The sequence below is a fragment of the Streptomyces ossamyceticus genome, assembly GCF_001418475.1.
Lineage (GTDB): Bacteria > Actinomycetota > Actinomycetes > Streptomycetales > Streptomycetaceae > Streptomyces > Streptomyces ossamyceticus.
Genome location: NZ_LIQX01000094.1, coordinates 33,638 through 58,644, shown reverse-complemented (window position 1 = coordinate 58,644; position 25,007 = coordinate 33,638). Strand labels below are relative to the sequence as shown.

Here is a 25,007-nt window from a genome sequence, read left to right as displayed (position 1 = left end):
GGTGCGCGGCTGAGCCGGGGGCGCGGCGGGCTTCAAGGGGGTCGCGCGCGGTTGGGACGGTGCCGTACGCGGCCGCGACGGCGGGGTGGGCAGCTCGGCGGAGCGGGTGCGCGGGTGTCCGGGGGCGCCGGCCAGTGGGGTCGATCGGGGGCCCGGTTGTGCGGGTGGGCCGGCGGCCGGCGTGGACAGGGAGCGCGGCCGGGCCGGTGGGAAGAGGGGTTCTGCGGATGCGGTGTCAGCCGTGGCCAAGGGTCACTCCCGAAGCGCGAGGAGGGCCGCCCGTGCGGGGGACACGGGAGGGGGTGCGCCGCCCGCGGGGTGGAGCCCGCGACGAGTTCCCGGACTCTAACCGCCCCCCACCGCCCGCAGACGGCCCCGACGGGAAACTTCCCCCGGCCGAGGGAACCTCACGTTCCTGTTACCGCCGCGCCCTGACCAGCCCTCACTCACTCACGCCTCAGCCGTTCCCCGTGCTGACGCGTCACCAGTCGCTGCGGGACGACGAGCTCGCCGTGAACTTCCGTACGACATAGATGAGTCCGCCGACCAGGGCCACGAAGACCAGCACCTTGAACAGCAGGCCGAATACGACCTGGAGGATGCTGACCAGCAGCCCGCCGAACACGACCAGGGCGATGACCGGCACCGCGATCCACTTCACCCACCACGGCATCCCCGCGAAGATCTCCCGCATCGCCTTGCTCCTTGTCTCCGCCCGTGGCCCTCGTCGGGCACTGTTTCCGGGTCCCTTCATGTCCTGCCGTCGATGCTAGGGCCGCGCACGGGGCATCCGGGGGCTTCGCACCCCTTGTCCGTCCCTGATCGTTCCCCTAGGGAATCCGGAAGTGGAGCTCAACCCTCCGGCGGAGAGAACACCACCACGACCCGGAGATCCTCGGTGATGTGATGGAACTTGTGGGCGACCCCGGCAGGCACGTAGACCACGCTGCCTCGCGCCACCTGCGTGGTCTCCAGGCCGACCGTGAGTGAGGCCCTACCGCTCACGACGAGGTACACCTCGTCCTGGCTGTGCGGCCGCTGCGGGTCGAGCTCACCCGCGTCGAGCGCGTAGAGACCGACCGACATGTTCCGCTCACGCAGGAACTGCAGATAGGCGCCGTCGTTGGCGGCGCGCTCCGCCTCCAGTTCATCCAACCGGAATGCCTTCATCGACTTTGTCGCCCCTGCCCGGTGCTCGTACCGATCCGTTCTGCCACGATCAGACACATGATGAATTTCCTAGTCAAGACGATCGCCAACGCGGGCGCACTGGCCGTCGCCGTCTGGCTGCTCGACAAGATCACGCTCACCGGGGACAGCACGGGCAAGAAGGTCGGCACGCTGCTGCTGGTGGCGCTCGTCTTCGGCCTGGTGAACGCCGTGGTGAAGCCGCTCGTACAGCTCCTCACCCTGCCGCTTTTCATAGTCACCCTGGGCCTGTTCACGCTGGTGGTGAACGCCCTGATGCTGCTGCTCACCTCCTGGCTTGCCGACAAGGTCGATCTGAGCTTCCACGTGGAGGGCTTCTGGACCGCTGTCCTGGGCGGCCTGATCATCTCGATCGTCTCCTGGGCACTCCACCTCGTCCTGCCCGACGCCGACTGAGGCTTTGAGATGACCTACCGCGTCTGTTTTGTCTGCACCGGCAACATCTGCCGCTCGCCGATGGCCGAGTCCGTCTTCCGCGCCCGTACGGAAGAGGCCGGGCTCGACGGTCTGGTCGAGGTCGACAGTGCGGGCACCGGTGGCTGGCACGAGGGCGAGCCGGCCGATCCGCGTACCGTCAGCGTCCTGGAGGCCCACGGCTACGGCAGCGGTCACACCGCGCGCCAGTTCCACGCCTCGTGGTTCTCCCGCCTCGACCTCGTCGTCGCCCTGGACGCCGGTCACTTGAAGGCGCTGCGCCGCCTCGCGCCCACACCGGCGGACGCGGACAAGGTCCGCCTTCTGCGCTCCTACGACCCCGCGGCAGGGGACGACCTCGACGTTCCCGACCCCTACTACGGTGACATGGACGGCTTCGAGGAGTGCCTCGAGCTGGTGGAGGCCGCGAGCGAGGGCCTTCTGACCGCCGTACGCGAGCAGGTGGAAGGAGATGCCGCATGAGTGAGGAGAATCCCGTCACGGAGCTGGGCGAGGGCACACGAGCCGTCCGCGTCGGGCTGCCCGAACCCGTCAAGCACGAGCCGACCCTTCCGGGCCCGGTCTTCGCCGCGCACTACCACCTGCCGGGCGACCCCACCGGCCCGTACGCCTACGGACGGGACCAGAACCCCACCTGGACCCTCCTGGAGCGCGCCATCGGGGAGCTGGAGGCACCCGGCCAGGAGGAGGTCGAGACGCTCGCCTTCGCCTCGGGCATGGCCGCGATCTCGGCGGTCCTCTTCTCCCAGCTGCGCTCCGGAGACGTCCTCGTCCTGCCGAGCGACGGCTACAACGTGCTGCCCCTGGCCGGTGAGCAGCTGCGGTCGTACGGCGTCGAGGTGCGCAGCGCCCCGACCGGCGGCGACGCCCAGCTCGACGCCCTGGACGGCGCCAAGCTGCTGTGGGTGGAGACGCCGTCCAATCCGGGGCTCGACGTGTGCGACATCCGGCGGCTCTGCGAGGTGGCGCACGAGCGGGGCTGTCTGGTCGCGGTCGACAACACCCTGGCGACCCCGCTCGGGCAGCGGCCGCTGGAGCTGGGCGCGGACTTCGCGGTGGCCAGTGGCACCAAGCAGCTGACGGGGCACGGTGATGTGCTGCTCGGTTACGTGGTCGGGCGCGATGCCGGGCTGATGGCCGCCGTGCGGCGCTGGCGCAAGATCGTCGGAGCGATCCCCGGCCCGATGGAGGCCTGGCTCGCGCACCGTTCACTGGCCACGCTCCAGCTGCGAGCCGACCGGCAGAGCACCAACGCCCTGGCCGTCGCCGAGGCCCTGAAGGGGCGCCCCGAGGTGACCGGGCTGCGGTATCCGGGGCTGGGGGACGATCCGTCCCACAAGATCGCCTCGCAGCAGATGCGGCGCTACGGATGTGTCGTCTCGTTCTCGTTGCCCACACGCGCGCGTGCCGACCGCTTTCTCGACGCGCTGCGTCTCGTGGACGACGCCACGAGCTTCGGCGGGGTGCGGTCGACTGCCGAGCGGCGTGGGCGGTGGGGCGGGGACGCGGTGCCGGAAGGCTTCATCCGGTTCTCGGCCGGCGCGGAGGACACCGACGACCTGGTGGCGGATGTACTGCGGGCTCTCGCCGTGGCTACCGGCTAGTCCTCCGCTACGTACAACGGACGGTCCGAGCCTCCCCCCTCGTGGCTCGGACCGCCCCGGTTCCGCGCGCGAAGAACCGCGCGACCAAGGCTAGTTGACTCTGTGTCAGTGTCCAATCACAGTAGCGACAGAGACCTATCGACTTATTTATAGTTGGGCGCTCCGGGGCGGCGAAGGGGCGACCATGGATCTGGCCTTACTGCGTACGTTCGTGACCGTGCACCGGGCCGGTTCGTTCACCCGTGCTGCGGCCCTGCTCGGCCTCTCGCAGCCGGCCGTGACCTCGCAGATCCGCAGCCTGGAGCGGCAGCTGGGCCGACCGTTGTTCCTGCGCCAGGCCCGGGGCGTGACGCCGACGACGATCGGCGACGAACTCGCCCACAAGGCGGCCCCTCATCTCGACGCGCTGATGGAGATCGCCGAGACGGGTCTCGACGACGATTCCTCCTTGGGCACACTCCATCTCGCCGGTCCTCCGGAGTTCACCGCCGAGCGCGTCGTGCCCGCTCTCACGGAACTCATCGACGACGGCCAGGGCTACGCACTGCGGGTGTCCTTCGGGAACGCCGACGAGACGCTGGAGGGCCTCGGCGCCGGCCACCACGACCTGGCCATCACCACCGCGCGGCCCCGCGGCGCGCTGCTGACCGCGACCCCCCTCTGCGACGAGGAGCATGTGCTGGTCGGCGCCCCGCGGTGGGCCGAGCGCATCGGCCCCGGCAAGTTGCACCCCAAGGAGGCGCACCTGCTGGAAGGGCTTCCGGTCGTCGAGGTGCACGAGTCGCTGCCGTTCATCGCTCGCTACTGGGCCTCGATCTTCGACTCCCGTCCCGCCGCCTCCGGCACCGTGGTCGTCCCGGACCTGCGCGCGGTGCTGGCCTGCGCGATCTCCGGGGGAGGTGTGGCCGTGCTGCCCCGCTATCTCTGCGTCGACGCCCTGGAGCGCGGCGATGTCGTGGCGCTTCTCGAGCCGGCGGTGCCGCCGCTGCGGACGTACTTCCTGGTGGTCCGTACCGGCACCCTGGCCATGCCCCACATCGCCCGGGCCCACGAGTGGCTGCTGCGCACCGCGGTGGGCTGGTCCTGAGGCAGCGGGCGCCATGGCACATTTCCGTGGTCGGGCGATGTTTCACGTGGAACATGGCGGGCCACATTTCTCCCATGACCGTCCGACCCGTGGTCAAACGCACCGCCCGCGCCATCCTGCTCGACGGCGACGACCTGATCCTGATCAAGCGGACCAAACCGGGTGTCGATCCCTACTGGCTCACGCCGGGTGGCGGGGTCGAGCCCGAGGACACGACCGTCGTCGACGCACTCCACCGTGAAGTGCACGAGGAGCTCGGCGCCAAGATCACCGATGTCGTGCCCTGCTTCGTGGACACCGTCGAGCACATCGGTGAGGACGGTGGCGCCACGGGGGTCAAGGTCCAGCACTTCTTCGTCTGCCGTCTGGAATCCATGGACACGTCGAAGCGGCACGGCCCCGAGGTGGACGAGCCCTTGGGCGAGTACGAGATCGTGCGGGTGCCCTTCACCCGGGTCGGGATCGCCTCCGTCCACCTCGTCCCGCTGTCGCTGCGGCACTACCTCGACGGGAACATCGAGGGCGTCCGCGCGATGCACGCGCCCGACCTGGGCTGACGAACAGCTGCCGCTGCCCGTCAGGGGCCGGGTCGGCTTCCGGCTCAGTCGCCGGCGGCCACCAGTTCCTCCACCGAGTCATGGCGTATGCGGTCCGACGGGACACCCACGCCCCTGAGCGCGTCCACGCCGCTGCGGATCATCCCGGGCGGACCGGAGAGGTACGCGTCGTACTCGGTCCACGGTCCGTATTCGCGTATGGCGTCGGGCAGCTGGAGCAGCCCGTGCCGGTCGACCACCGGCCGGACCTTCAGCCAGGAGTTGCTCTGCTGCAGTCGCAGCAGGGTGTCGATGTCATAGAGGTCCTGGTCACTGCGGGCTGCGTAGAAGACCTCGGCCGGGCGGTGCCGTCCTCGTTCGGCGACGTCCTCGATCATGGCCTTGATGGGGGCGATGCCGGTACCACCGCCCAGGCAGAGCAGTCCGCTGTCGGTGCTGTGGTCGACGGTCATCGCACCGGCCGGCGGACCGAGCCGTATGACGTCGCCGGGTCGGGCTCGGTGCACGAGCGCGTTGGAGACCCAGCCCGCCGGGACCGCTTTCACATGGAACGACAGCAGTCCGTCCGAGCGGGGCGCCGAGGCGAAGGAGTAGTGCCGCCAGATCCGCGGCCACCAGGGAGTCTCCAGGCTGGCGTACTGACCGGCCAGGAACGGATACGGCTGGTTCGGCCGGACGGTGAGGACCGCTATGTCTGCTGTTCTCAGCTCGTGCGAGACGACCTCGGCGAGCCACCACGGCGGAGAACGCAGCTCGTCCGCGGCGGCCGCGTCGATCATCACCTGGGAGATCGTGGTGTACGTCCGGACCCAGGCCGCCTCGGTCTCGTCGTTCCAGGTCGTGGGGGCGTAGCGGCTCAGGGAGCCGATCAGGCACTCGCCGACCGCCGGGTAGTGGTCAGGCTGTGTGCCGTACTTGCGGTGGCCTCGGCCGAGGTTCTGGAGGTAGTCGACGAGGACGGGGGTGTTGTCGATGTGCTCGGCTGCGGTCAGTAGTGCCTTGAGCAGACGGTCCCGTTGGGCGTCCATCGCCGGCGGGAAGAGGGGGCGCAGGTCCGGGTGCTGGACGAAGAGGAGCGCGTAGAAGTACGAGGTGACCTTGTCGGCGACGGGTCCGATCTCGGCCATGGTGCGCCGGATGAGCACGGCGTCGGGCGAGGCCTCGGGGGTGCGGCCCGCGCGGGTGATGGGGACCCGGGCCTGGAACACAGACTGCTCGGAGCCATGCTCCTCGCCGAGGACAGCCGGTCGGGGCGGAGGGCTGGACGGCGGGTCCTGGAACGGGGGTATTCGCTCCCGGGCAGCCTCGTCCGGCATCCGATGCGGCCCGGTCGACGGCTCCTGGGGACGGCCCACGGGACGAAGCCCGGCGAGACGGTTGCCCTCGATCTCCTGGTCCCCGTCGGAGGACGGCTGGGTGCGCGGTGTGAACCAGCTGCCTCCGTCACTGTCCCCCGCAGCGCCGTTGCCGGCCGACGTGGTGGTGGTCGGAGCGTCCATGGTGTGCCTCGCCTCGAGCATCTTTCGGTCGATCTGCGCACTCCCTCAGTCGGAAGGTCGCATGTTTCCCCCGCGGACGGCCTTGCTTTCCCCGTTGTGTTCCCCCCGACCAATGCGGCCACATTCAACCCGGCTTCCCGCACCGTACGGACAAGTAGGCGAGAGTGTGACGTGGGCCGCAGCAATACGTGGCAGCGTTCCACAGCACACCAACGCCCACGTTCCGCAACGGTGAACGCGGGTCTTCGATCTCTCTGTCCGGTTAGGCTGCATTGGACTGTGTTCGTACCCGCAGGATGAGACGACTACATCTCGCTTCGGACACGAACCGGACTCGACCCTACCGGCACGCGCGTCACACACAAGTCCCCCCATGTCCCGGCGGGAATTCAACAGGGGCGAATCAGCGATTCCTTCAATTACCGGGCGCGGTGCACCAATTCATAGGCATCCCACAGATCCTGCCCCGTGTAGGAGTGCGTGGCCAACGCGGCCACGTGCTGATCCGCATTTACGGCGACCGAGATCGGCACCGAGTCGAAAAGGTCCGCGTCGGACAGCGAGTCACCGTATGCGACACAGTCGGCGCGTGTCAGTCCGAAGTGCGCGCAGAGGAGATCCGCGATCTCGACCTTGGCCGCCGGGGTGAGGATCCCTGCTGGATCCACCGGCTCGGTGAAGGGCACTCGGGGAAAGAGCGAACCGTACGCCGCGTGCGCACCCCACGCCCTCAGCCGCTCGACGAAGAACAAAGGCGAGAGGGAGATGACGGCGCAGTACTCTCCCCTGTTCCGGATCTCGGCCCAGGTGTCCCGGATACGCCGGAGCCAGGGCGCTCCATCGAAGGCCGCAGCGACATGTCTCTCGGTGAGCCCGGTCCACAGACCGTGGACGCGCTGCGCGTAGGTCCGTGAATCGATACGCCTGGTCACGAAGTCCCGTTCGAGCTCGGTGATCTCGTGGTCCAGGCCGAGCTGTCGGGAGATCTCCACAGGTGCTGCCGATCGGTGCAGCAGGGTCCCGTCCAGATCGAACAGGTGCAGTCGCGTCATAGCGGCCGAGGCTAGCCAGCCCCGCGCTTCACGCCTGCTCGGGTGTGCCTGCGCGCTGCTGTTTCACGTGAAACATCTGTCCGCGCGCTGTGCGGTTGTGGGCAAGATGGCCAAAAGCGCGTACGTCCCCCAGCAATCCGGTGGACGTCGGGGTCCTGCGTCGGACAGCCTGGCCCGCGTGCCGACACCTTCCGCCTCTGCTCTGCCCATCCGCCGCCTCACCCCGCACGATCTCACCGCCTGCGCCGACTTGTCCGAGAACCGGGGCTGGCCCCGCGAAGAGCACAAGTGGGGGTTGCTGCTGACAGCCGGGGCCGGGTACGGCATCGACGATCCTGAAGGTGGCCTCGTGGCCGCCTGTGTGGTGACCGAGTACGGAGCGGTGGGCCGCCCGGACCTGAGGGCGATCGGCATGGTGCTGGTGGCCGAGCGGCACGCCCGGCAGGGCATCGGCCGCCGGCTGATGCGCCACGTCATCACCGAGTCCGGGACGACCCCGCTGACGCTGCACGCGACGCCCAACGGACAGCCGCTCTACGAGGAGCTGGGGTTCAAGGTCACGGGACGAGCCGAGATGGTCCGGGGACACTTCTCAGCCGACGGGGACGATCCCGCTGTCGCTACCCGCCCGGCCACCGCCGAGGACCTCACGACCATCGTGCGGCTCGACGGAGAGGTGTTCGGCACGGACCGCACTCACGTCCTCACCCGGCTCCCCGCCTTCGCCGATCAGATCCGCGTCGCCGAGGAGAGCGGCCGAGTCATCGGTTACGCGGCCGCCTGGCCCAACATGGACACCCATGTCATCGGCCCGCTGATCGCCCGGAACACACGGACGGCGAAGGCACTCATCGCGTCCCTTGCCGCCCACACCGGGCTCCCCCTCCGCACGGACATCGACGTACGGCACGAGGAACTGCTGGCATGGGTGAAGCAACACGGCCTGAAGTCGGTTGCCTTCAACGCGGTGATGACCTACGGGATTTCCGAGCTGCCTGGCGACTGGTCCCGCCGATACGCTCCGCTGACTGTGGCGGCGGGCTGAGCGCTCGAGCCTGGCTGGCACGGCCTACGCACGGCTGTCAGCGGCGCACGGCCGTCCGCCGGTCGGCCATGGTCCCGCCGGCCACAACCGCGCGCGGCACGTTCCTCCTGCGCTCCAGAGCCGCCGAGAGAAACGCTGGCACGAGGGTGCTCACCGCGAGGAGGGCTCCGACCCAGTTGGGTGCCGTGTAACCGAACCCCGCGTCGATGACGAGGCCGCCGAGCCAGGCGGCGAGCGCGTTGCCGAGGTTGAAGGCGCCGATGTTGACGGCCGAGGCCAGGGTGGGCGCACCCTGGCCTGGTCGAGGACGCGCTTCTGCAACGGCGGCACGGTGGCGAAGCCCAGGGCGCCGACCAGCGTGATGGTCACGGCCGCGGCGACCTTGTCGTGGGTGGTGAGGGTGAACAGCGCGAGGACGACGGCCAGGGCGCCCAGGGAGACGCACAGCATGGGCATGAGCGCACGGTCCGCGTACCTGCCGCCCACGAGGTTGCCGGCGACCAGGCCGAGGCTGAAGAGGACGAGGGGCCAGGTGACGAAGGCGTCGGCGAAGCCGACGGCGTGGGTCATCATCGGCGCGATGTAGGTGATGGCCGCGAGACGCCGCCGAAGCCCAGCATGGTCATCACCATGGCGAGCAGAACCTGGACGTTCTTGAAGGCCTCCAGTTCATGGCGCAGGCGCACGCCCTGCGGCTTGGGTACCGCCCGTGGTCCGCACCGTGGAGTCACTGAACGCACCTGCGTAGGGTGCGGGCATGGAAGATCTTGAGATTCGCTCGGCGGCCAAGGACGACATCGCCGACATCGTCGCCATGCTCGCCGATGACCCGCTGGGCGCCCGGCGTGAGTCGCCGGACGATCTGACGCCGTACTTCGCGGCCCTGGAGCGACTGAGTGGTGACCCCCACCAGCACCTGATGGTCACCGTCCGCGAGGGCCGCGTCGTCGGCACACTTCAGCTGACGATCATCCCCGGTCTCTCCCGGCGCGGCTCCACCCGGTCGATCATCGAGGGTGTGCGTGTCCATGCGGATGAGCGCGGGAGTGGTCTCGGCACCCACCTCATCGAGTGGGCGATCGCCGAATCACGCCGTCAGGGGTGCCAGTTGGTCCAACTGACGTCCGACGTAACGCGCACCGACGCCCACCGTTTCTATGAGCGGCTCGGCTTCGAGGCGACTCATGTGGGCTTCAAGCTTCCGCTCTGAGCACACCTGGTTATGGGCCGGGGGCCCTGTTTCACGTGAAACATCGCGCCAGGACCCCGCCCCGACCCGGTCGGTGACTACGCGATCCCTCGCCACCCCTCGGGATCCACCCCACCGGGCACCGGAGCGCCCTCCTCGTACGGCTGACGCGTGAACACGAAGGAGCCGACGTCCAGGTGGCTCACTCGCTTGTCGGGCCCTCGTACGGCCTGTAGGCGCTCTCCCGCGAAGTATCCGTTGAGACCGGTCCAGCCGCCGTCGCCGTCGCGCCGGAAGCGAGCACTGCGGCCCACGCCCGACAGCGGATCCAACGACACGGCTCCGTCGGCCTCGAGGCGCAGTACGAAGCTGTATGTCCCCCAGTACCAAGGCCCCACCAGTTCCAGGACCGACTGGTCGACCTCGGGCAGCGGATGCCAGGGCTCCGGGATTCGCGGTTCGGCCTCCGCCACGATGCGGACCAGGTCGGCAGCCACCTCCGACACCACCGGCCCGGAGGTGCAGTTGGCCAAAACCACGGCCGCGATATCGTCCTCGACACTGATGGTCAGCTGCGCGAGGAAGCCGGGCACCGATCCTCCATGACCGACGAGCAACCGGCCGTCCCGGTCCTGGATCTGCATGCCTAGCCCGTACGCTGAGCCGGCCGACACATCGGCGGCGTCACTCGCGGCTGCGGCAGGCGCCCGCATCTCCTGAACCGACGCCGCACCCAGCACCCGGTCGTCCCCCTTGGCCAAGAACGCGGCGAAGCGCGCCAAGTCCGCTGCAGTCGACCAGAGTTGCCCTGCGGGACCCATCTTCCCGAGGTCCTCCACCCGCTCCGGCATCATCACATCGGCCCAGGGGTGGACGGCCCACCCACCGGCGTGCGGCGCATCGGGGTGCCAAGTCGTGCGGGTGAGGCCCAGCGGTTCGAGGACCTCGCGCCGCAGGACGTCCTCCCAGGAAGCGCTCCTCATCCTCTCGACCAGCGCACCGAGAAGCGTGAAACCTGGGTTGGAGTAGTGGAAGCGGCGGCCGACGGGATGCCGGTGCGGCTCCTCACCGAGCACATCGGAGAGTTCCGGACGCAGAAAGCCGGGGGTTCGCTCCCACCAGGGGGAGGGCGACTCGGCTGCCAATCCGCCCGTGTGGGCGAGCAGGTGGGCGATGGTGGCCTCCCCCGCGCCGGTGCCGGGCAAATGCTTCTCCAGCGGGTCACCGAGATCCAACAGGCCCTCGTCCCGCAGGCGCAGGACCAACACCGCCGTAAAGGTCTTGGTGATCGAGCCGATCCGGTACTGCACGTCCGCGTCCGGCGCATGCCCGTCGACGGAGGTCCGCGCCCCGTTCCACACCGTCCTGCCGTCTCGCACGACCGCGGCGACCAGGGACGGCGCGCGGCCCTCGGTCTGAGCGACGGCGATACGGTGCAGCAGAGCCCGGCGGGTGGCGGGAAGCAGCTCTTCCAGAGGTTGTGTCATGGGCTCAGTCCACCTGGCCCGGCCACGCACGTCGAGCACATTTCGTCCCGGACGAGCGGTCGGATCAGGTCTGGGCCATGTCCACGAACCGCGAGTAGTGCCCCTGGAAGGCGACAGTGATCGTCGCCGTCGGACCGTTACGGTGCTTGCCCACGATGATGTCCGCCTCGCCGGCGCGCGGGGACTCCTTCTCGTAGGCGTCCTCGCGGTGCAGCAGGATGACCATGTCGGCGTCCTGCTCGATGGAACCGGACTCACGCAGGTCGGAGACCATCGGCTTCTTGTCCGTGCGCTGCTCGGGACCACGGTTGAGCTGCGACAGCGCGATGACCGGCAACTCCAGCTCCTTGGCCAGCAGCTTCAGGTTTCGCGACATGTCCGAGACTTCCTGCTGGCGGCTCTCGGACCGCTTGCCGGACTGCATCAGCTGCAGATAGTCGATGATGACGAGCTTCAGATCGTTGCGCTGCTTCAGACGGCGGCACTTGGCTCGGATCTCCATCATCGACAGGTTCGGGGAGTCGTCGATGTAGAGGGGCGCGGCCGAGACGTCCGGCATCCTTCGGGCCAGCCGGGTCCAGTCCTCGTCGGTCATCGTGCCGGAACGCATGTGATGCAGGGCTACGCGCGCTTCCGCGGAGAGCAGACGCATCGCGATCTCGTTGCGGCCCATTTCGAGCGAGAAGATCACGCTCGGCAGGTTGTTCTTGATGGAGGCTGCACGGGCGAAGTCCAGCGCCAGCGTGGACTTACCCATGGCGGGACGGGCCGCGATGATGATCATCTGACCGGGGTGGAGCCCGTTGGTGAGCTGGTCGAGGTCGGTGAAGCCGGTCGGCACGCCGGTCATCTCTCCCGACCGTGAACCGATCGCCTCGATCTCGTCGAGCGCGCCCTCCATGATGTCGCCCAGCGGCAGATAGTCCTCGGTGGTGCGCTGCTCGGTGACCGCGAAGATCTCCGCCTGGGCTCTGTTGACGATTTCGTCGACGTCGTCGTCGGCCGCGTATCCCATCTGTGTGATGCGCGTGCCGGCCTCGACCAGGCGTCGCAGGACGGCGCGCTCGTGGACGATCTCCGCGTAGTACTCGGCGTTCGCCGCCGTCGGCACCGTCTGCACCAGCGTGTGCAGATAGGAGGCGCCACCGACCTTGGTGATCTCGCCACGCTTGGTGAGCTCGGCGGCGATGGTGATGGGGTCGGCGGGCTCGCCCTTGGCGTATACGTCGAGGATCGCCTGATAGATGGTCTCGTGAGCCGGCTTGTAGAAGTCGGCGCCCTTGAGGAGCTCGACGACGTCGGCGATGGCGTCCTTGGACAGCAGCATGCCGCCGAGGACGGACTGCTCCGCGTCGAGGTCCTGCGGCGGCACGCGCTCGAAGGCCGAACCCCCGCCGTCCCACTCCCCGTTGTCCCGGCCGCGGTCGTGCTGATCGTCCCGTCCCCGGCCGCCGTCCTGCCGTCGCCGGGAGGCGGGCAGACGATCACTGGGGCCGCTGTCGGCCCACGGGTCGTCCAGGGGCTCGGAAATGCTCACCGAGCGACCTCCTCCCGTCCGCCGAGCGGACCTCGCCGTGCTTCTCAGTTCTACGGCACGACACTGACAAATGAGAGGCCCAACTCCGGTTACGGCACGTCGGTTTTGCGGGGTTTCCGCGGCCTGCCGAGGGAGTGGGCGCCGCACCACCGTAGGCCCGCGGGCACCTTCAGCCAATCTGGTTATCCACAGGCCATGTGGACGACGCCCCAGATGCTGTGGAGAACTCCGCGAAACCTGTGCACGACTCGGTGGACAGCCCTGTGAACAAGCCCTCGCCTCAGCTACAGAAACCATCCTGACCTGCACGTTTAGCATCCACCGGTTGTGCAGAAGAAAAACTTCCCCAACAGGATCAAGATCATCACGATCCGTGCGCGAAGACACACTCAACCGGGCTCGATGTAATAGTCGTACGTCGATTGCATCTCTTACCTGTGGAAGATTAGATTGGTGCTCATGACACAGGCTCCAGCGACCTCCAAGGCCGATCGCCGACGCCACGACCGTGAGATCGTCGCACTCGCCGTTCCGGCCTTCGGCGCGCTCGTCGCCGAGCCTCTTTTCCTCATGGTCGACACCGCCATCGTCGGCCATCTCGGCACCGCACAGCTCGCCGGTCTCGGTGTCGCCTCCGCCCTTCTCGTCACCGCCGTGAGCGTCTTCGTCTTCCTCGCCTACGCCACCACGGCGGCCGTCGCCCGGCGGGTCGGAGCCGGCGATCTCAGGGCGGCCATCGGTCAAGGCATGGACGGCATCTGGCTCGCTCTGCTGCTCGGCGGTGTCGTCGTCGCGGTCGTACTGCCCGCAGCGCCTGCTCTGGTCACCCTCTTCGGCTCGTCGGAGACAGCCGCTCCCTATGCCACGACCTATCTGCGGATCTCGGCACTGGGCATCCCGGCCATGCTCATCGTGCTCGCCGCCACGGGCGTTCTCCGCGGCCTCCAGGACACCAAGACTCCTCTGTACGTCGCCGTCGGGGGCTTCGTCGCCAACGGCGCCCTCAACGCGGGACTCGTCTACGGCGCAGACCTCGGCATAGCCGGTTCCGCCTGGGGCACGGTCATCGCTCAGTGCGGCATGGCCGCCGCATACCTCTGGGTCGTGGTCCGCGGAGCACGCAGACACGGCGCTTCACTGCGGCCGGACACGGCCGGGATACGCGCTTCCGCTCAGGCGGGGGCCCCGCTGCTGGTCCGTACGCTCTCCCTGCGCGCCATCCTGATGATCGCCACCGCAGTCGCCGCCCGACTCGGCGACGAGGACATCGCAGCCCACCAGATCATCCTGTCGCTCTGGAGCCTGCTCGCCTTCGCCCTGGACGCGATCGCCATCGCCGGGCAAGCCATCATCGGCCGGTATCTCGGAGCCGGCGACGCTCAGGGCGCTCGCGAAGCCTGCCGCCGCATGGTGCAGTGGGGAATCGCCACGGGTGCCATCCTCGGGCTTGCGGTGATCGCGGCCCGCCCTCTGTTCATCCCACTCTTCACAGGGGATCCGGCGGTCCAGGAGGCCGCGCTGCCCGCACTGATCGTGGTGGCGCTCGCCCAGCCGATCTCCGGGATCGTCTTCGTGCTCGACGGAGTGTTGATGGGTGCGGGGGACGGGCCCTATCTTGCCCGGGCCATGTTGGTGACCCTCGCGGTCTTCGCGCCCGCTGCTCTGCTCGTCCCAGCCTTCCATGGCGGCCTGACCGCCCTGTGGGGTGCGATGACACTGATGATGGCGACCCGCATGCTGACCCTGTGGCTTCGCTCCCGCTCGGGCCACTGGATCGTCACCGGAGCCACTCGCTGAGCAAGCCGACCGTCGTTTCACGTGAAACATCACCCGGTTCACGCTGTTTCACGTGAAACAGCCACCGGTGTCGGCACAAGCACCAGCAGGTGAGGAACACAGAGTTTCTGTACGCAAGTGGGGCCGCACCCCTCCACAGGGTGCGGCCCCACGCAGTGCTCTAACGCAGCGCTTAGGCCGCGATGACCTCGATGTTGACCTTGGCGGCAACCTCGGGGTGCAGACGCACGGACGTCTCGTGAGAGCCCAGCGTCTTGATCGGAGCGCCCAGCTCGATGCGGCGCTTGTCGACCTCGGGGCCACCGGAAGCCTTGATCGCGGAAGCGATGTCGGCCGGGGTGACGGAACCGAAGAGACGACCGGCGTCGCCGGAGCGGACAGCCAGACGCACCTTGACGGCCTCGAGCTGGCCCTTGACCTGGTTGGCCTGCTCGATGGTCTGGATCTCGTGGATCTTGCGAGCACGACGGATCTGCTCGACGTCCTTCTCGCCGCCCTTGGTCCAGCGGATAGCGAACTTCCGCGGGATCAGGTAGTTGCGAGCGTAACCGTCCTTGACGTCGACGACGTCGCCGGCAGCGCCGAGGCCAGAGACCTCGTGGGTCAGGATGATCTTCATGTGTCTGTCACCCTTCCCTTAGCGCGCGGTGGACGTGTAGGGCAGCAGCGCCATCTCACGGCTGTTCTTGACGGCCGTGGCGACGTCACGCTGGTGCTGCGTGCAGTTGCCGGTCACGCGGCGGGCACGGATCTTGCCGCGGTCGGAAATGAACTTCCGCAGCATGTTCGTGTCCTTGTAGTCCACGTACGTGACCTTGTCCTTGCAGAAAGCGCAGACCTTCTTCTTCGGCTTGCGCACAGGCGGCTTCGCCATGGTGTTTCTCCTGTGTGATCAAGAAGTGTGGGGTACGGCCCCGCTCTCGACCGACGGACCGGTGTCCGGCCCGAGCGGTCTTAGAAGGGGGGCTCGTCCGAGTAGCCGCCACCGCCGCCGGAGCCTCCGCCCCAGCCGCCACCGCCGCCGCCTTGGTTGCCGCCGGCGGGAGCACTGGTCGCCCACGGGTCGTCAGCGGGAGCGCCACCGCCCTGCTGACCGCCGCCGGGGCCTCCGCCCCAGCCGCCGCCACCCTGGCCGCCGCCACCCTGGCCGCCGCCACCGCCGCCGCCTCCGCCGTAACCACCCTGGCCGCCTCGGCCGGCGGTCTTGGTGACCTTGGCCGTGGCATTGCGCAGGCTGGCGCCGACTTCCTCCACGTCCAGTTCGTAGACCGTGCGCTTGACGCCCTCACGGTCCTCGTAGGACCGCTGCTTCAGTCGGCCCTGCACGATGACGCGCATGCCTCGCTGGAGCGACTCGGCGACGTTCTCCGCCGCCTGACGCCAGACCGAGCAGGTCAGGAACAGGCTTTCGCCGTCCTTCCACTCGTTCGTCTGACGGTCGAAGGTGCGGGGGGTGGACGCGACACGGAACTTCGCGACCGCCGCACCGGAAGGGGTGAAGCGCAGCTCGGGGTCGTCGACAAGATTGCCGACGACCGTGATGACGGTCTCGCCTGCCATGGGGGAACCTCTCGGCGGGTTTGCTGCTTGGCTGCTGGTGCTGCTACTCGAAACCCGAGATCAGCTGAGCGGAAGGCTCAGTGGGTCTCGGGACGGAGGACCTTGGTCCGGAGGACCGACTCGTTCAGGTTCATCTGGCGGTCGAGCTCCTTGACGACCGCAGGCTCAGCCTGCAGGTCGATGACCGAGTAGATGCCCTCGGGCTTCTTCTTGATCTCGTACGCGAGACGACGACGGCCCCAGGTGTCGACCTTCTCGACCTTTCCGTTGCCCTCACGGACGACGGAGAGGAAGTTCTCGATCAGCGGGGAGACAGCACGCTCCTCGAGATCGGGGTCGAGGATGACCATCACCTCGTAGTGACGCATGTGGAACCCACCTCCTTTGGACTCAGCGGCCACGGTCGTTCCGTGGCAGGAGGGTTGTGATGCGTACGCAACGGTATCGGCCACCACTGACAATCGGGGTTCCCGCTGGGGATCCTCTGTCATGGCCTGGGCAGACACCGGTGCAGACGGTACACACTACCCGCACACCTGCTTCCGGTTGAAATTCGGCGGTGGTGACCGTCAATCTGTACACATCGGGTGTGTATGGCGCTACGATGCGCCGCTTTCCGCAGGAGGTGCCCCATGGCACAGACATTGCGACCCAACATCGCCGGATCCCTGTTCGCGACCGACGACAAGCCCCACCCCGTGCAGGACACGCTGCTCGCCGTGACGCTCGTCCTCGGTGTGGTCTCCTTCATCACGGCGATGTTCCACCACCTTCATCTGATCAGTTCCTGGACGGGGCTGGTGGGAATCCTGACCGGCGCGTACGGGCAGTTCATCTCGGAAACGACTCGTGAGCGCTTCGGCCTGATCGTGGGTCTCGGTGCCTCGGCCGTCGGCTTCTTCCTCGGCATGGCTCATGGAGGTCTGTTCGGCGGACTCATCGGCTGACTCTTTCCGCGGCCGCAGGGACGACATACGGCGGTGCCTCGCACCGTCCGCCGTCCCACATCGGACCAAGCGGCCTAATAGCACCGTCCGGCGTCCCAGCCGCGCATCGGCCGGGGCGCAGGTTCCATGCGGCCATTCGGCGTGCCCGCAGGGCGCAGTAGGCTTCGGCGCGAGAGCCGGAGCCCCTGTACCCATGGGGACACACCAGCCCGAGGAGCGCCCCGAATGAGCCTGACCCTGAGGACGATCAGCCGAGAGCAGCATCTGGCGTACATCCAGAGCCTGCCCTCGGCTAGCCACATGCAGGTCCCGGCCTGGGCCGACGTCAAGGCCGAGTGGCGCTCCGAGAACCTCGGGTGGTTCGACGACAAGACCGGTGAGATGGTCGGCGCCGGCCTGGTGCTGTACCGCCAGCTTCCCAAGATCAAGCGTTATCTGGCCTACCTGCCCGAGGGCCCGGTCATCAACTGGTTCGCGCCGAACCTCACCGACTGGCTGGAGCCGATGCTCGCGCACCTGAAGAACCAGGGCGCCTTCTCGGTGAAGATGGGTCCCCCGGTGATCATCCGGCGCTGGGAAGCCACCTCCATCAAGAGAGGCATCCAGGACCCGGATGTGAAGCGGCTGCGCGACATCGAGGCCGACTTCATCGAGCCCCGTGCCTTCGAGGTCGCCGACAAGCTGCGCCGCATGGGCTGGCAGCAGGGCGAGGACGGCGGGGCCGGCTTCGGTGACGTACAGCCCCGCTATGTCTACCAGGTGCCGCTGGCGAACCGGTCCCTCGAAGAGGTCCACAAGAACTTCAACCAGCTGTGGCGCCGCAACATCAAGAAGGCCGAGAAGGCAGGCGTCGAGGTCGTCCAGGGCGGCTACCACGACCTGGAGGAGTGGCAGCGGCTGTACGAGATCACCGCGGTCCGCGACCGTTTCCGGCCTCGCCCGCTGTCGTACTTCCAGCGCATGTGGACGGCCCTCAACACCGAGGACCCCAATCGCATGCGGCTCTACTTCGCCCGGCACAACGGCGTGAACCTGTCCGCCGCGACAATGCTGGTCGTCGGTGGGCACGTCTGGTACTCGTACGGCGCCTCGGACAACATCGGACGTGAGGTCCGGCCCTCGAACGCGATGCAGTGGCGCATGCTGCGCGACGCCTACGCCCTCGGCGCGACCGTCTACGACCTGCGGGGTATCTCCGACTCGCTGGACGAGACGGACCACCTCTTCGGCCTGATCCAGTTCAAGGTGGGCACGGGCGGCCAGGCCGCCGAATACCTCGGTGAGTGGGACTTCCCCCTCAACAAGCTGCTCCACAAGGCGCTCGACATCTACATGTCGCGCCGCTGACTCCCCCGTTTTTGCTTCCACACCTCTGATACACCGCTGCCACGAGAAAGGTTCCGGGACCGGCCATGGCGCTCACGCTCTACGTCGACACCGCGCGCTGGCGGGCACACCACAAGCACGTTCAGGAGCAGTTCCCGGGACTCGTCCCCGTCTGCAAGGGCAATGGCTATGGCTTCGGGCACGAGAAGCTGGCGGAAGAAGCCACGCGCCTCGGCGCGGACGTCCTGGCCGTCGGCACGACGTACGAGGCGGCCCGGATCAAGGACTGGTTCAGCGGTGACCTGCTGGTGCTGACGCCGTACCGACGGGCCGAGGAGCCCGTCCCCCTGCCCGACCGCGTGATCCGTTCCGTGTCGTCGGTCGACGGCGTGTACGGCCTCGTGGGTGCCCGCGTGGTCATCGAGGTCATGTCCTCGATGAAGCGGCACGGGGTGAGCGAGCAGGAACTGCCCCAGCTCCACGCCGCCATAGAGAACGTGCGCCTGGAGGGCTTCGCCATCCACCTGCCGCTGGACCGCACCGACGGCTCGGACGCCGTCGAGGAGGTCATCGGCTGGATGGACCGCCTGCGCGCGGCCCGTCTCCCGCTGCACACCATGTTCGTCAGCCATCTGAAGGCCGAGGAACTCGCCCGTCTCCAGCAGCAGTTCCCGCAGACCCGCTTCCGGGCCCGGATCGGCACGCGGCTGTGGCTGGGCGACCACGAGGCGACCGAGTACCGCGGGGCCGTCCTCGACGTCACCCGGGTCGCCAAGGGCGACCGCTTCGGCTACCGGCAGCAGAAGGCGGCTTCCGACGGCTTCCTGGTCGTCGTGGCGGGCGGTACGTCGCACGGGGTGGGTCTGGAGGCCCCCAAGGCCATGCACGGGGTCATGCCGCGCGCCAAGGGCGTCGCCCGAGCCGGCCTCGCGACGGTCAACCGGAACCTTTCTCCGTTCGTCTGGGGCGGCAAGCAGCGGTGGTTCGCTGAGCCGCCGCACATGCAGGTGTCGATCCTCTTCGTGCCCTCGGACGCCCCGGAGCCGCAGGTCGGCGAGGAGCTGGTGGCCCACCTGCGGCACACCACCACCCAGTTCGACCGGATCGTCGACCGCTGAGCCACACCCGCCCGGCCGCCATGCTGTGGCCGGGCGGGACTGCACGCCGCATCCATGTGAAAGGCCGTGCACGGAGATCCCGTGCACGGCCTTCCGTGTGCCTCACCTGCACTGTTCGCTCAGGGCGAACGGTCCGTGGAGTCCTGACAGCCCCACTCCACATGGGGGCCTTCGAAGTGCGCCGCGTGCCGCGGGGGACGGGCGGCGGCACCGTACACGTGCGTGTCTTCCGCGCCGTCCAGCACACCGCCGGACGGGTCGTCGTCACCGGCGCGGCGCACCATGTCCCGCTCCGGCATGAAGATGTCGCGTACGACGATGACGCACAGGTACAGCGTTCCCAGCAGATGGGCCATGATCGCCACGTGGTAGCCCTCGGGAGGCAATCCCTTGTGGGCCTCTCCGCTGGTCGTGTACGCGAGGTACAGCCAGATCCCCAGGTAGTACACGACCTCGCACGCCTGCCAGATGAGGAAGTCGCGCCACCGGGGCCGGGCCAGGGCGGCCAATGGCACCAGCCAGAGCACGTACTGCGGTGAGTAGACCTTGTTGGTGAGGATGAAGGCCGCCACGATCAGGAAGGCCAGCTGAGCGAAGCGCGGACGCCGTGGCGCGGTAAGCGCCAGTGCGGTGATGCCGCCGCAGATCAGGAGCATGGCGATCATCGCGTACGCGTTCGCCGTCTCGGGGGTGATCTGGATGTTCATCCGCTGCGAGATGACGAGGAAGGCCGAGCCGAAGTCGACGCCTCGCTCCTGGCTGAAGCGGTAGAACTTCGCCCAACCGTCGGGCGCCAGGAGCATCACGGGGAGGTTCACCGCGAGCCAGCCGCCGACCGCGCCGAGGAGTGCGGTCCCGAACTCGCGCCACTTGCCCGCTCGCCAGCAGAGGACGAAGAGCGGGCCGAGGAGGAGGAACGGATAGAACTTGGCGGCTGTGGCGAGTCCGATCAGCACGCCGAAGGCCAGGGGACGCTGACGCGACCACATCAGCATCGCGGCCGCCAGCAGGGCCACGGCGAGAAGGTCCCAGTTGATGGTCGCCGTCAGGGCGAACGCCGGCGCCAGGGCCACCAGAAGGCCGTCCCAGGGGCGCCGGCGGTGGATGCGCGCGGAGCACACGGCGATGACCGCCGCGCACGCCATCAACATGCCCGCGTTGACCATCCAGTACCACTGTTCTTGTTCCTGGATGGTGCCGCTGCCCGGGGTGAGCCACGCGGCCACCTCCATGAAGACACCGGTCAGCACTGGGTACTCGAGGTACTCCATGTCGCCGGGGATCTTGTCGAAGTACGGCACCAGCCCGTCGGCGAAGCCCCGCCCCTGATAGAGGTGGGGGATGTCCGAGTAGCAGGCGTGGGTGTACTGGGAGCTGGCCCCGAAGAACCAGGCGCCGTCGTAGCAGGGCAGCTTCTGCACCATGCCCAGCGCGAACATGCCGATCGCGACGAGGGCGACGACCCGGACCGGGCTCCACCAAGACGTCCCGAGCAGTGCACGTCGCCCGATGGGGCCGCCGATCAGCTCACTGCCGGCTGCAGCGATCTCGTCCTCTTTGGTCGGCCGCACCGGCTCCGGCTCGTCCACGCTCATTCGCGTCGTCTCCGCACTGGGCATGCCGCACATCCTGCCGTACGTGCCCAGGACTACGCCGAGGGCCGCCGCATCCAGCTGTCTGGGATGACCGGTGTTTCACGTGAAACAGCCTCTTGAGCACCCGCTCTCGTGCCGCCGCACACGAGAAGGGCCGCCGCACCTCAGCGGTGCGGCGGCCCTTGTTTCACGTGAAACACCTTCTACCGGGACGACGAGCTATCCGGCGGGTCCTCCGAAAAGTCCCCCGTTCTGATTGCCTCTTGTGTCGTCCTCCGGTTCGGTCGGGGTTGGTGTCACCCCGCCGTCCGTGCCACCGGTGTCCGTACCCCCTGTATCCGTACCGCCGGTGTCCTGACAGGTCGGATCGAACGGGTTCTTGCAGGGCTTGTCACTGGGCGTCGGCGACGGAACGACGGGCTCGCTGGCGGACGGCGACGGGGACGGCTCCGGGCTCTCCTCCGGGCTCTCTTCCACCGAGGGAGTCGGCGTCGGGTCCGGGTCGTCGTTGACGATCACGCCGATGGGCTGCGGCTCAGGGAACGCCTTGGGAGGCACGTTCTTGAGCGCGTCCTCCATGTAGTCGTGCCAGATCTCGGCCGGGAACGAGGCACCATGGATCGTCTCCTGGCCACCCGTGCCGTACATCTCCAAGAACGTGCGGTTCTTGTTGGATTCGTCGTCGTCCATGCGGTACATGCTGATCGCGGTGGACAGCTGCGGGGTGTACCCGACGAACCAGGCCGACTTGTTGCCGTCCGTGGTGCCGGTCTTGCCCGCCACCTCGCGGCCGGTCAGCTGAGCCGAGGTACCGGTTCCCTTGTCGACGACGGTCTTGAGGACATCGGTGACGTTGTCGGCGACATCCGCGGTGAAGGCCTCCTTGGGGGAGGCGATCTCTTCGTGGTCGAACTTCGTCAGGCCCTCGTACTCGACCTTGCTGACGGAGAACGGGTCGTTCTGCTTGCCGCTGGCCGCGAAGGTCGCGTACGAGCCGGCCATACGGATGGCGCTGGGGTCGGAGATGCCGATCGAGAACGAGGGGAAGCTGGTGCCCGTCAGGCTGTCCTTCTTGAGGCCCGCCTCGATGGCCGCTTCCTTCACCCGGTTGAGACCGACGTCCATGCCCAGCTGGACGAAGGCGGAGTTCGCCGAGACCCGCATCGCCTCACGCAGGTCGATCTGGTACTTCGGCGGGCTGCCGTACGACTCGTCGCCGTCGTTGGCCTGCAGCCACTCCTTGCCCTCTTCGTTGGTCCAGACGGTGCCGTCGTAGTCCTCGATCTTGAGGTTGTTCTTGCCGCTGTAGAGGCTCTTGGGCGAGACGATGGTGCGTTCGTCCTGGGCCTGCTCCTCATCCAGCTCGGGGTTGCGCTTGCCCCAGGTCATGGCCGCTGCCAGGACGAAGGGCTTGAACGTCGAACCGACCTGCGCGCCGGTCACGTCGGCGTTGTTGGTGAAGTGCTTGGTGGCGTCCTCACCGCCGTAGATCGCCTCGATGGCACCCGACTTCGGATTCACCGACGCCCCGCCGAACTGCACATGTGTGTCCGTCTGCGGCCGCAGCTTGGGCTTGATGTTCTCCTTGCGCACCTTGTTTACAGCTGCCTCGAGTTCCTTGACCTTGTTCTTGTCGAAGGTCGTGTGGATCTCGTAGCCGCCCTGCTCGAGCTGCTTCGGTGTGATGTCGGTGTTGTTGAGGATGTAGCCCTTGGCCGTGTCGACGAGGTAGCCGATCTGCCCGCTCAGCTGGGCGTTGGACCTGGGCCGCTCGATCTGGGGGAAGTCCTTGTACTTGGCCCGCGTGCCCGGCGAGAGGCGCTTGTCCTTGACCATCTCGTCGAGGATCCATCGCCAGCGGTCCGTGGCTCGCTTGGTGTTCGCCTCGGGCGTGGCTGATGGGTCGATCGATGTCGCTCCGGCCGGGTCGTAGTACGTCGCGCCCTTGAGGATGGCGGCGAGGAAGGCGCATTGACTCGGGTTGAGCTTCTCGGCGTCCTGGCCGAAGTACGTGCGGGCGGCTGCCTGAAGGCCATAGGCGCCACGGCCGAAGTAGGCCGTGTTCAGGTAGCCGCGCATGATGTCTTCCTTCTCGACGGAGGCGCCCACCTTCACCGAGATGAAGAGTTCCTTCACCTTCCGGGAGAGGGTCTGCGACTGGTCGTCGAGCATGGCGTTCTTGACGTACTGCTGGGTGATGGTGGATCCACCCTGCGTCTGACCGCCCTTGGCCATGTTGACGACGGCGCGGGCGATACCCATGGGGTCGACGCCGCTGTCATTCTCGAACGTCTTGTTCTCGGCCGACATGACCGCGTAGCGCATCGCCTTGGGGATCTTCTCGTAGGCGATGATCTGGCGGTTGACCTCACCACCCGTCGCGACCATCTGCGTGCCGTCGGACCAGTAGTAGACGTTGTTCTGCGCCGTCGCGGCCTCGGCCGGGTTGGGCACCGCGACGACGGCGTACCCGATACCGGCGGCCGCCACGAGGCAACCGAAGAACCCGATGAAGAGCGCCGTCACCTGGCGCCAGGACGGCACCCACCGCATGGCCCCGTACTTGCCGGCGCGTGGATAGTCGATGAAGCGCTTCTTGCCGGGAGGAGCGGGCCGTCCCCGGCCCCGACCCGGTCCGCGTCCCGCGGGCTCAGCCGCTCTCCGGCGGCTGCCGCCGGTGCCGGTACTTCTCTGCGCCGACCGTCGGGCCGCTGCACGTCCCTCGTAGGGCTCGTAGGGGGAGTCATCACCTCCCGCCCCATAGGTCTCGGAAAGTGACCCATTGGTGCCCCGCGGTGCAGCGCGGCGGCCGGAGGACGCCGATTGGCCGCGTCTGGCCGCGGCACGTCCGCCTCCCTGCGGCTGCGGCGGTTTGCGACGGTGCTCGCTCATCGAACGATTACTCCTCGGGCAGGCGCACCCGTGCGCGCCTGGAAACGGCGGCTGGTTTCCGGTCCCCCCGAAGTACGGATGCGGTCGTGTTGGCATTCATCCGTACCGCACCCAGGACCACGACGTGCTCTAACGTCACTCGCTTCCCGGTGGTGTGCATGCCGCACAGACTACGCACCGTCAAAACCCACTGAGCACCGAACTTCACCCCAAATCCGGCAACTTGCTTCGTACCAATCAGTGATGTGACCCCGTTCACCGTGCCCCCACTTGTCGCATACGTAGGGGCGTTCTATCGTCGTGATGTATCGAGTCGATACATCAGCTCGGCATAGTGGGTGTCGGGACGGCCAGTGGGAGAGGGGAGGCGACGATGAGCCGGCGCTCCGGGATCCTCGAGTTCGCCGTACTCGGCCTGCTGCGCGAAGCCCCCATGCACGGCTATGAGCTGCGCAAACGACTCAACACCTCACTGGGTGTGTTCCGGGCCTTCAGCTACGGGACGCTCTACCCCTGCCTCAAGACGCTGGTCGCGAGCGGCTGGTTGATCGAGGAGCCGGGGGGTGCCCAGGACGACGCTCCCGCCGCCCTCACGGGCCGCCGCGCCAAGATCGTCTACAGGTTGACGGCGGAAGGCAAGGAGCACTTCGAGGAACTGCTCTCGCAGACGGGTCCCGACGCGTACGAGGACGAGCACTTCGCCGCTCGCTTCGCGTTCTTCGGGCAGACCTCCCGCGATGTGCGCATGCGCGTCCTGGAGGGCCGTCGCAGCCGTTTGGAGGAACGGCTGGAGAAGATGCGTGCCTCCTTGGCACGCACGCGTGAGCGCCTCGACGACTACACGCTTGAGCTTCAGCGCCACGGGATGGAGTCCGTGGAGCGCGAGGTGCGCTGGCTGAACGAGCTCATCGAGAGCGAGCGGGCGGGCCGTGACCTGAAGGGTCCCGCCCATGGAGAACCCGCTCGCGACACCACAGAGGGAGCGCCGGGCGCCCTGCCCCGGCCCGGGGACACCCCCGGTCCGGATGCGCCCGGCGACACCGCCACGTGAGGTCCCTGCCAGGACCTCAC

The 25,007-nt window shown here is 67.9% G+C and carries 24 protein-coding genes and 1 pseudogene; 12 read left to right on the top strand and 13 right to left on the bottom strand.

Annotated elements, in window-relative coordinates; translation table 11 throughout:
• Positions 1-481 precede the first annotated feature (481 nt).
• Together AOK15_RS08865 and AOK15_RS08860 are read right to left on the bottom strand one after the other, a co-directional pair.
• Positions 482-694 carry a DUF5326 family protein gene (locus tag AOK15_RS08865; protein ID WP_055514548.1) on the bottom strand — a complete coding sequence of 71 codons (213 nt, stop codon included), beginning with the start codon at positions 692-694 and terminating at the stop codon, positions 482-484.
• Between the two features lie 158 nt (positions 695-852).
• A complete protein-coding gene (locus AOK15_RS08860; protein WP_033530837.1) occupies positions 853-1,170 on the bottom strand; it encodes a cupin domain-containing protein in 318 nt (105 codons plus the stop codon).
• Between the two features lie 57 nt (positions 1,171-1,227).
• Here AOK15_RS08860 and AOK15_RS08855 point away from each other — a divergent pair, with 57 nt between their 5' ends.
• The 5 genes from AOK15_RS08855 (at position 1,228) to AOK15_RS08835 (ending at position 4,892) form a co-directional block, all read left to right on the top strand.
• Positions 1,228-1,605 carry a phage holin family protein gene (locus tag AOK15_RS08855; protein WP_055514546.1) on the top strand — a complete coding sequence of 126 codons (378 nt, stop codon included), beginning with the start codon at positions 1,228-1,230 and terminating at the stop codon, positions 1,603-1,605.
• A gap of 9 nt (positions 1,606-1,614) precedes the next feature.
• The gene (locus tag AOK15_RS08850) at positions 1,615-2,106 is read left to right on the top strand and encodes a low molecular weight protein-tyrosine-phosphatase (protein WP_055514545.1); all 492 of its coding nucleotides are present in this window, start codon (positions 1,615-1,617) and stop codon (positions 2,104-2,106) included.
• Positions 2,103-3,248, top strand: coding sequence for a cystathionine gamma-lyase (locus AOK15_RS08845; protein ID WP_055514543.1), 1,146 nt, complete (start codon positions 2,103-2,105; stop codon positions 3,246-3,248). Before AOK15_RS08850 ends, AOK15_RS08845 begins: the two co-directional genes overlap by 4 nt.
• 184 nt (positions 3,249-3,432) lie before the next feature.
• Positions 3,433-4,335, top strand: coding sequence for a LysR family transcriptional regulator (locus tag AOK15_RS08840; protein ID WP_055514541.1), 903 nt, complete (start codon positions 3,433-3,435; stop codon positions 4,333-4,335).
• Positions 4,336-4,409: 74 nt separating this feature from the next.
• Entirely contained in the window at positions 4,410-4,892 is a 483-nt protein-coding gene (locus AOK15_RS08835; protein WP_055514539.1) for an NUDIX domain-containing protein, read from the top strand.
• A gap of 44 nt (positions 4,893-4,936) precedes the next feature.
• Here AOK15_RS08835 and AOK15_RS08830 read toward each other — a convergent pair whose 3' ends face one another.
• Entirely contained in the window at positions 4,937-6,391 is a 1,455-nt protein-coding gene (locus tag AOK15_RS08830) for a globin domain-containing protein (RefSeq protein ID WP_240508355.1), read from the bottom strand.
• A gap of 419 nt (positions 6,392-6,810) precedes the next feature.
• Positions 6,811-7,443: an HAD family hydrolase gene (locus AOK15_RS08825; protein ID WP_055514537.1), complete on the bottom strand. Its 633-nt coding sequence runs from the start codon at positions 7,441-7,443 to the stop codon at positions 6,811-6,813.
• A 178-nt stretch (positions 7,444-7,621) separates the two neighbouring features.
• Here AOK15_RS08825 and AOK15_RS08820 point away from each other — a divergent pair, with 178 nt between their 5' ends.
• The gene (locus tag AOK15_RS08820; RefSeq protein ID WP_055514535.1) at positions 7,622-8,488 is read left to right on the top strand and encodes a GNAT family N-acetyltransferase; all 867 of its coding nucleotides are present in this window, start codon (positions 7,622-7,624) and stop codon (positions 8,486-8,488) included.
• A gap of 37 nt (positions 8,489-8,525) precedes the next feature.
• Here AOK15_RS08820 and AOK15_RS08815 read toward each other — a convergent pair.
• A pseudogene (locus AOK15_RS08815) lies at positions 8,526-9,192 on the bottom strand (MFS transporter); the annotation flags it as partial.
• Positions 9,193-9,245: 53 nt separating this feature from the next.
• Between AOK15_RS08815 and AOK15_RS08810 the strand changes: the two are divergent.
• A complete protein-coding gene (locus AOK15_RS08810) occupies positions 9,246-9,698 on the top strand; it encodes a GNAT family N-acetyltransferase (RefSeq protein ID WP_055514533.1) in 453 nt (150 codons plus the stop codon).
• A 77-nt stretch (positions 9,699-9,775) separates the two neighbouring features.
• Here the strand turns inward: AOK15_RS08810 and AOK15_RS08805 are convergent, their stop codons facing one another.
• Together AOK15_RS08805 and dnaB are read right to left on the bottom strand one after the other, a co-directional pair.
• Complete coding sequence (locus AOK15_RS08805) at positions 9,776-11,164, bottom strand: serine hydrolase domain-containing protein (RefSeq protein WP_055514531.1); 1,389 nt, start codon at positions 11,162-11,164, stop codon at positions 9,776-9,778.
• Positions 11,165-11,228: 64 nt separating this feature from the next.
• Complete coding sequence (gene dnaB, locus AOK15_RS08800; protein WP_055514529.1) at positions 11,229-12,701, bottom strand: replicative DNA helicase; 1,473 nt, start codon at positions 12,699-12,701, stop codon at positions 11,229-11,231.
• Positions 12,702-13,151: 450 nt separating this feature from the next.
• Between dnaB and AOK15_RS08795 the strand changes: the two genes are divergently transcribed.
• Positions 13,152-14,498, top strand: a complete 1,347-nt coding sequence (locus tag AOK15_RS08795; protein ID WP_055514527.1) for an MATE family efflux transporter — start codon at positions 13,152-13,154, stop codon at positions 14,496-14,498.
• Between the two features lie 172 nt (positions 14,499-14,670).
• On the opposite strand, the gene rplI is transcribed toward AOK15_RS08795, so the two are convergent.
• From rplI to rpsF, 4 genes are all read right to left on the bottom strand, one after another.
• Entirely contained in the window at positions 14,671-15,117 is a 447-nt protein-coding gene (gene rplI, locus AOK15_RS08790) for a 50S ribosomal protein L9 (protein ID WP_055514525.1), read from the bottom strand.
• Between the two features lie 18 nt (positions 15,118-15,135).
• Positions 15,136-15,372 carry a 30S ribosomal protein S18 gene (gene rpsR / locus AOK15_RS08785; RefSeq protein WP_003949403.1) on the bottom strand — a complete coding sequence of 79 codons (237 nt, stop codon included), beginning with the start codon at positions 15,370-15,372 and terminating at the stop codon, positions 15,136-15,138.
• An 80-nt stretch (positions 15,373-15,452) separates the two neighbouring features.
• Entirely contained in the window at positions 15,453-16,058 is a 606-nt protein-coding gene (locus AOK15_RS08780; RefSeq protein ID WP_055514523.1) for a single-stranded DNA-binding protein, read from the bottom strand.
• Between the two features lie 77 nt (positions 16,059-16,135).
• On the bottom strand, positions 16,136-16,426 hold the full coding sequence (gene rpsF, locus AOK15_RS08775; protein ID WP_004950685.1) for a 30S ribosomal protein S6: 291 nt from the start codon (positions 16,424-16,426) through the stop codon (positions 16,136-16,138).
• A 264-nt stretch (positions 16,427-16,690) separates the two neighbouring features.
• On the opposite strand from rpsF, the gene AOK15_RS08770 reads away from it, so the two are divergent.
• From AOK15_RS08770 to AOK15_RS08760, 3 genes are all read left to right on the top strand, one after another.
• Entirely contained in the window at positions 16,691-17,005 is a 315-nt protein-coding gene (locus tag AOK15_RS08770; protein WP_055514521.1) for a hypothetical protein, read from the top strand.
• 225 nt (positions 17,006-17,230) lie between these two features.
• Entirely contained in the window at positions 17,231-18,352 is a 1,122-nt protein-coding gene (femX, locus tag AOK15_RS08765; RefSeq protein WP_055514519.1) for a peptidoglycan bridge formation glycyltransferase FemX, read from the top strand.
• 65 nt (positions 18,353-18,417) lie between these two features.
• Positions 18,418-19,449, top strand: coding sequence for an alanine racemase (locus AOK15_RS08760; RefSeq protein WP_055514516.1), 1,032 nt, complete (start codon positions 18,418-18,420; stop codon positions 19,447-19,449).
• A 119-nt stretch (positions 19,450-19,568) separates the two neighbouring features.
• Here AOK15_RS08760 and AOK15_RS08755 read toward each other — a convergent pair whose 3' ends face one another.
• Positions 19,569-21,077, bottom strand: coding sequence for a glycosyltransferase family 87 protein (locus AOK15_RS08755; RefSeq protein ID WP_079058374.1), 1,509 nt, complete (start codon positions 21,075-21,077; stop codon positions 19,569-19,571).
• A 186-nt stretch (positions 21,078-21,263) separates the two neighbouring features.
• Positions 21,264-23,936 carry a transglycosylase domain-containing protein gene (locus tag AOK15_RS08750; protein WP_205632098.1) on the bottom strand — a complete coding sequence of 891 codons (2,673 nt, stop codon included), beginning with the start codon at positions 23,934-23,936 and terminating at the stop codon, positions 21,264-21,266.
• A gap of 373 nt (positions 23,937-24,309) precedes the next feature.
• Here AOK15_RS08750 and AOK15_RS08745 point away from each other — a divergent pair, with 373 nt between their 5' ends.
• Complete coding sequence (locus AOK15_RS08745) at positions 24,310-24,987, top strand: PadR family transcriptional regulator (protein WP_055514510.1); 678 nt, start codon at positions 24,310-24,312, stop codon at positions 24,985-24,987.
• Positions 24,988-25,007: the final 20 nt, after the last annotated feature.

What these genes read in the sequence shown, in the direction of transcription:
- rpsF (WP_004950685.1), bottom strand. Translation starts at nt 16,426, where the DNA reads ATGCGTCACTACGAGGTGATGGTCATCCTCGACCCCGATCTCGAGGAG.
- AOK15_RS08840 (WP_055514541.1), top strand. Translation starts at nt 3,433, where the DNA reads ATGGATCTGGCCTTACTGCGTACGTTCGTGACCGTGCACCGGGCCGGT.
- AOK15_RS08830 (WP_240508355.1), bottom strand. Translation starts at nt 6,391, where the DNA reads ATGGACGCTCCGACCACCACCACGTCGGCCGGCAACGGCGCTGCGGGG.
- rplI (WP_055514525.1), bottom strand. Translation starts at nt 15,117, where the DNA reads ATGAAGATCATCCTGACCCACGAGGTCTCTGGCCTCGGCGCTGCCGGC.
- AOK15_RS08835 (WP_055514539.1), top strand. Translation starts at nt 4,410, where the DNA reads ATGACCGTCCGACCCGTGGTCAAACGCACCGCCCGCGCCATCCTGCTC.
- AOK15_RS08860 (WP_033530837.1), bottom strand. Translation starts at nt 1,170, where the DNA reads ATGAAGGCATTCCGGTTGGATGAACTGGAGGCGGAGCGCGCCGCCAAC.
- AOK15_RS08845 (WP_055514543.1), top strand. Translation starts at nt 2,103, where the DNA reads ATGAGTGAGGAGAATCCCGTCACGGAGCTGGGCGAGGGCACACGAGCC.
- AOK15_RS08750 (WP_205632098.1), bottom strand. Translation starts at nt 23,936, where the DNA reads ATGAGCGAGCACCGTCGCAAACCGCCGCAGCCGCAGGGAGGCGGACGT.
- AOK15_RS08865 (WP_055514548.1), bottom strand. Translation starts at nt 694, where the DNA reads ATGCGGGAGATCTTCGCGGGGATGCCGTGGTGGGTGAAGTGGATCGCG.
- rpsR (WP_003949403.1), bottom strand. Translation starts at nt 15,372, where the DNA reads ATGGCGAAGCCGCCTGTGCGCAAGCCGAAGAAGAAGGTCTGCGCTTTC.
- AOK15_RS08825 (WP_055514537.1), bottom strand. Translation starts at nt 7,443, where the DNA reads ATGACGCGACTGCACCTGTTCGATCTGGACGGGACCCTGCTGCACCGA.
- AOK15_RS08810 (WP_055514533.1), top strand. Translation starts at nt 9,246, where the DNA reads ATGGAAGATCTTGAGATTCGCTCGGCGGCCAAGGACGACATCGCCGAC.
- AOK15_RS08755 (WP_079058374.1), bottom strand. Translation starts at nt 21,077, where the DNA reads ATGTGCGGCATGCCCAGTGCGGAGACGACGCGAATGAGCGTGGACGAG.
- AOK15_RS08760 (WP_055514516.1), top strand. Translation starts at nt 18,418, where the DNA reads ATGGCGCTCACGCTCTACGTCGACACCGCGCGCTGGCGGGCACACCAC.
- femX (WP_055514519.1), top strand. Translation starts at nt 17,231, where the DNA reads ATGAGCCTGACCCTGAGGACGATCAGCCGAGAGCAGCATCTGGCGTAC.
- AOK15_RS08770 (WP_055514521.1), top strand. Translation starts at nt 16,691, where the DNA reads ATGGCACAGACATTGCGACCCAACATCGCCGGATCCCTGTTCGCGACC.
- AOK15_RS08805 (WP_055514531.1), bottom strand. Translation starts at nt 11,164, where the DNA reads ATGACACAACCTCTGGAAGAGCTGCTTCCCGCCACCCGCCGGGCTCTG.
- AOK15_RS08850 (WP_055514545.1), top strand. Translation starts at nt 1,615, where the DNA reads ATGACCTACCGCGTCTGTTTTGTCTGCACCGGCAACATCTGCCGCTCG.
- AOK15_RS08855 (WP_055514546.1), top strand. Translation starts at nt 1,228, where the DNA reads ATGATGAATTTCCTAGTCAAGACGATCGCCAACGCGGGCGCACTGGCC.
- AOK15_RS08745 (WP_055514510.1), top strand. Translation starts at nt 24,310, where the DNA reads ATGAGCCGGCGCTCCGGGATCCTCGAGTTCGCCGTACTCGGCCTGCTG.
- AOK15_RS08780 (WP_055514523.1), bottom strand. Translation starts at nt 16,058, where the DNA reads ATGGCAGGCGAGACCGTCATCACGGTCGTCGGCAATCTTGTCGACGAC.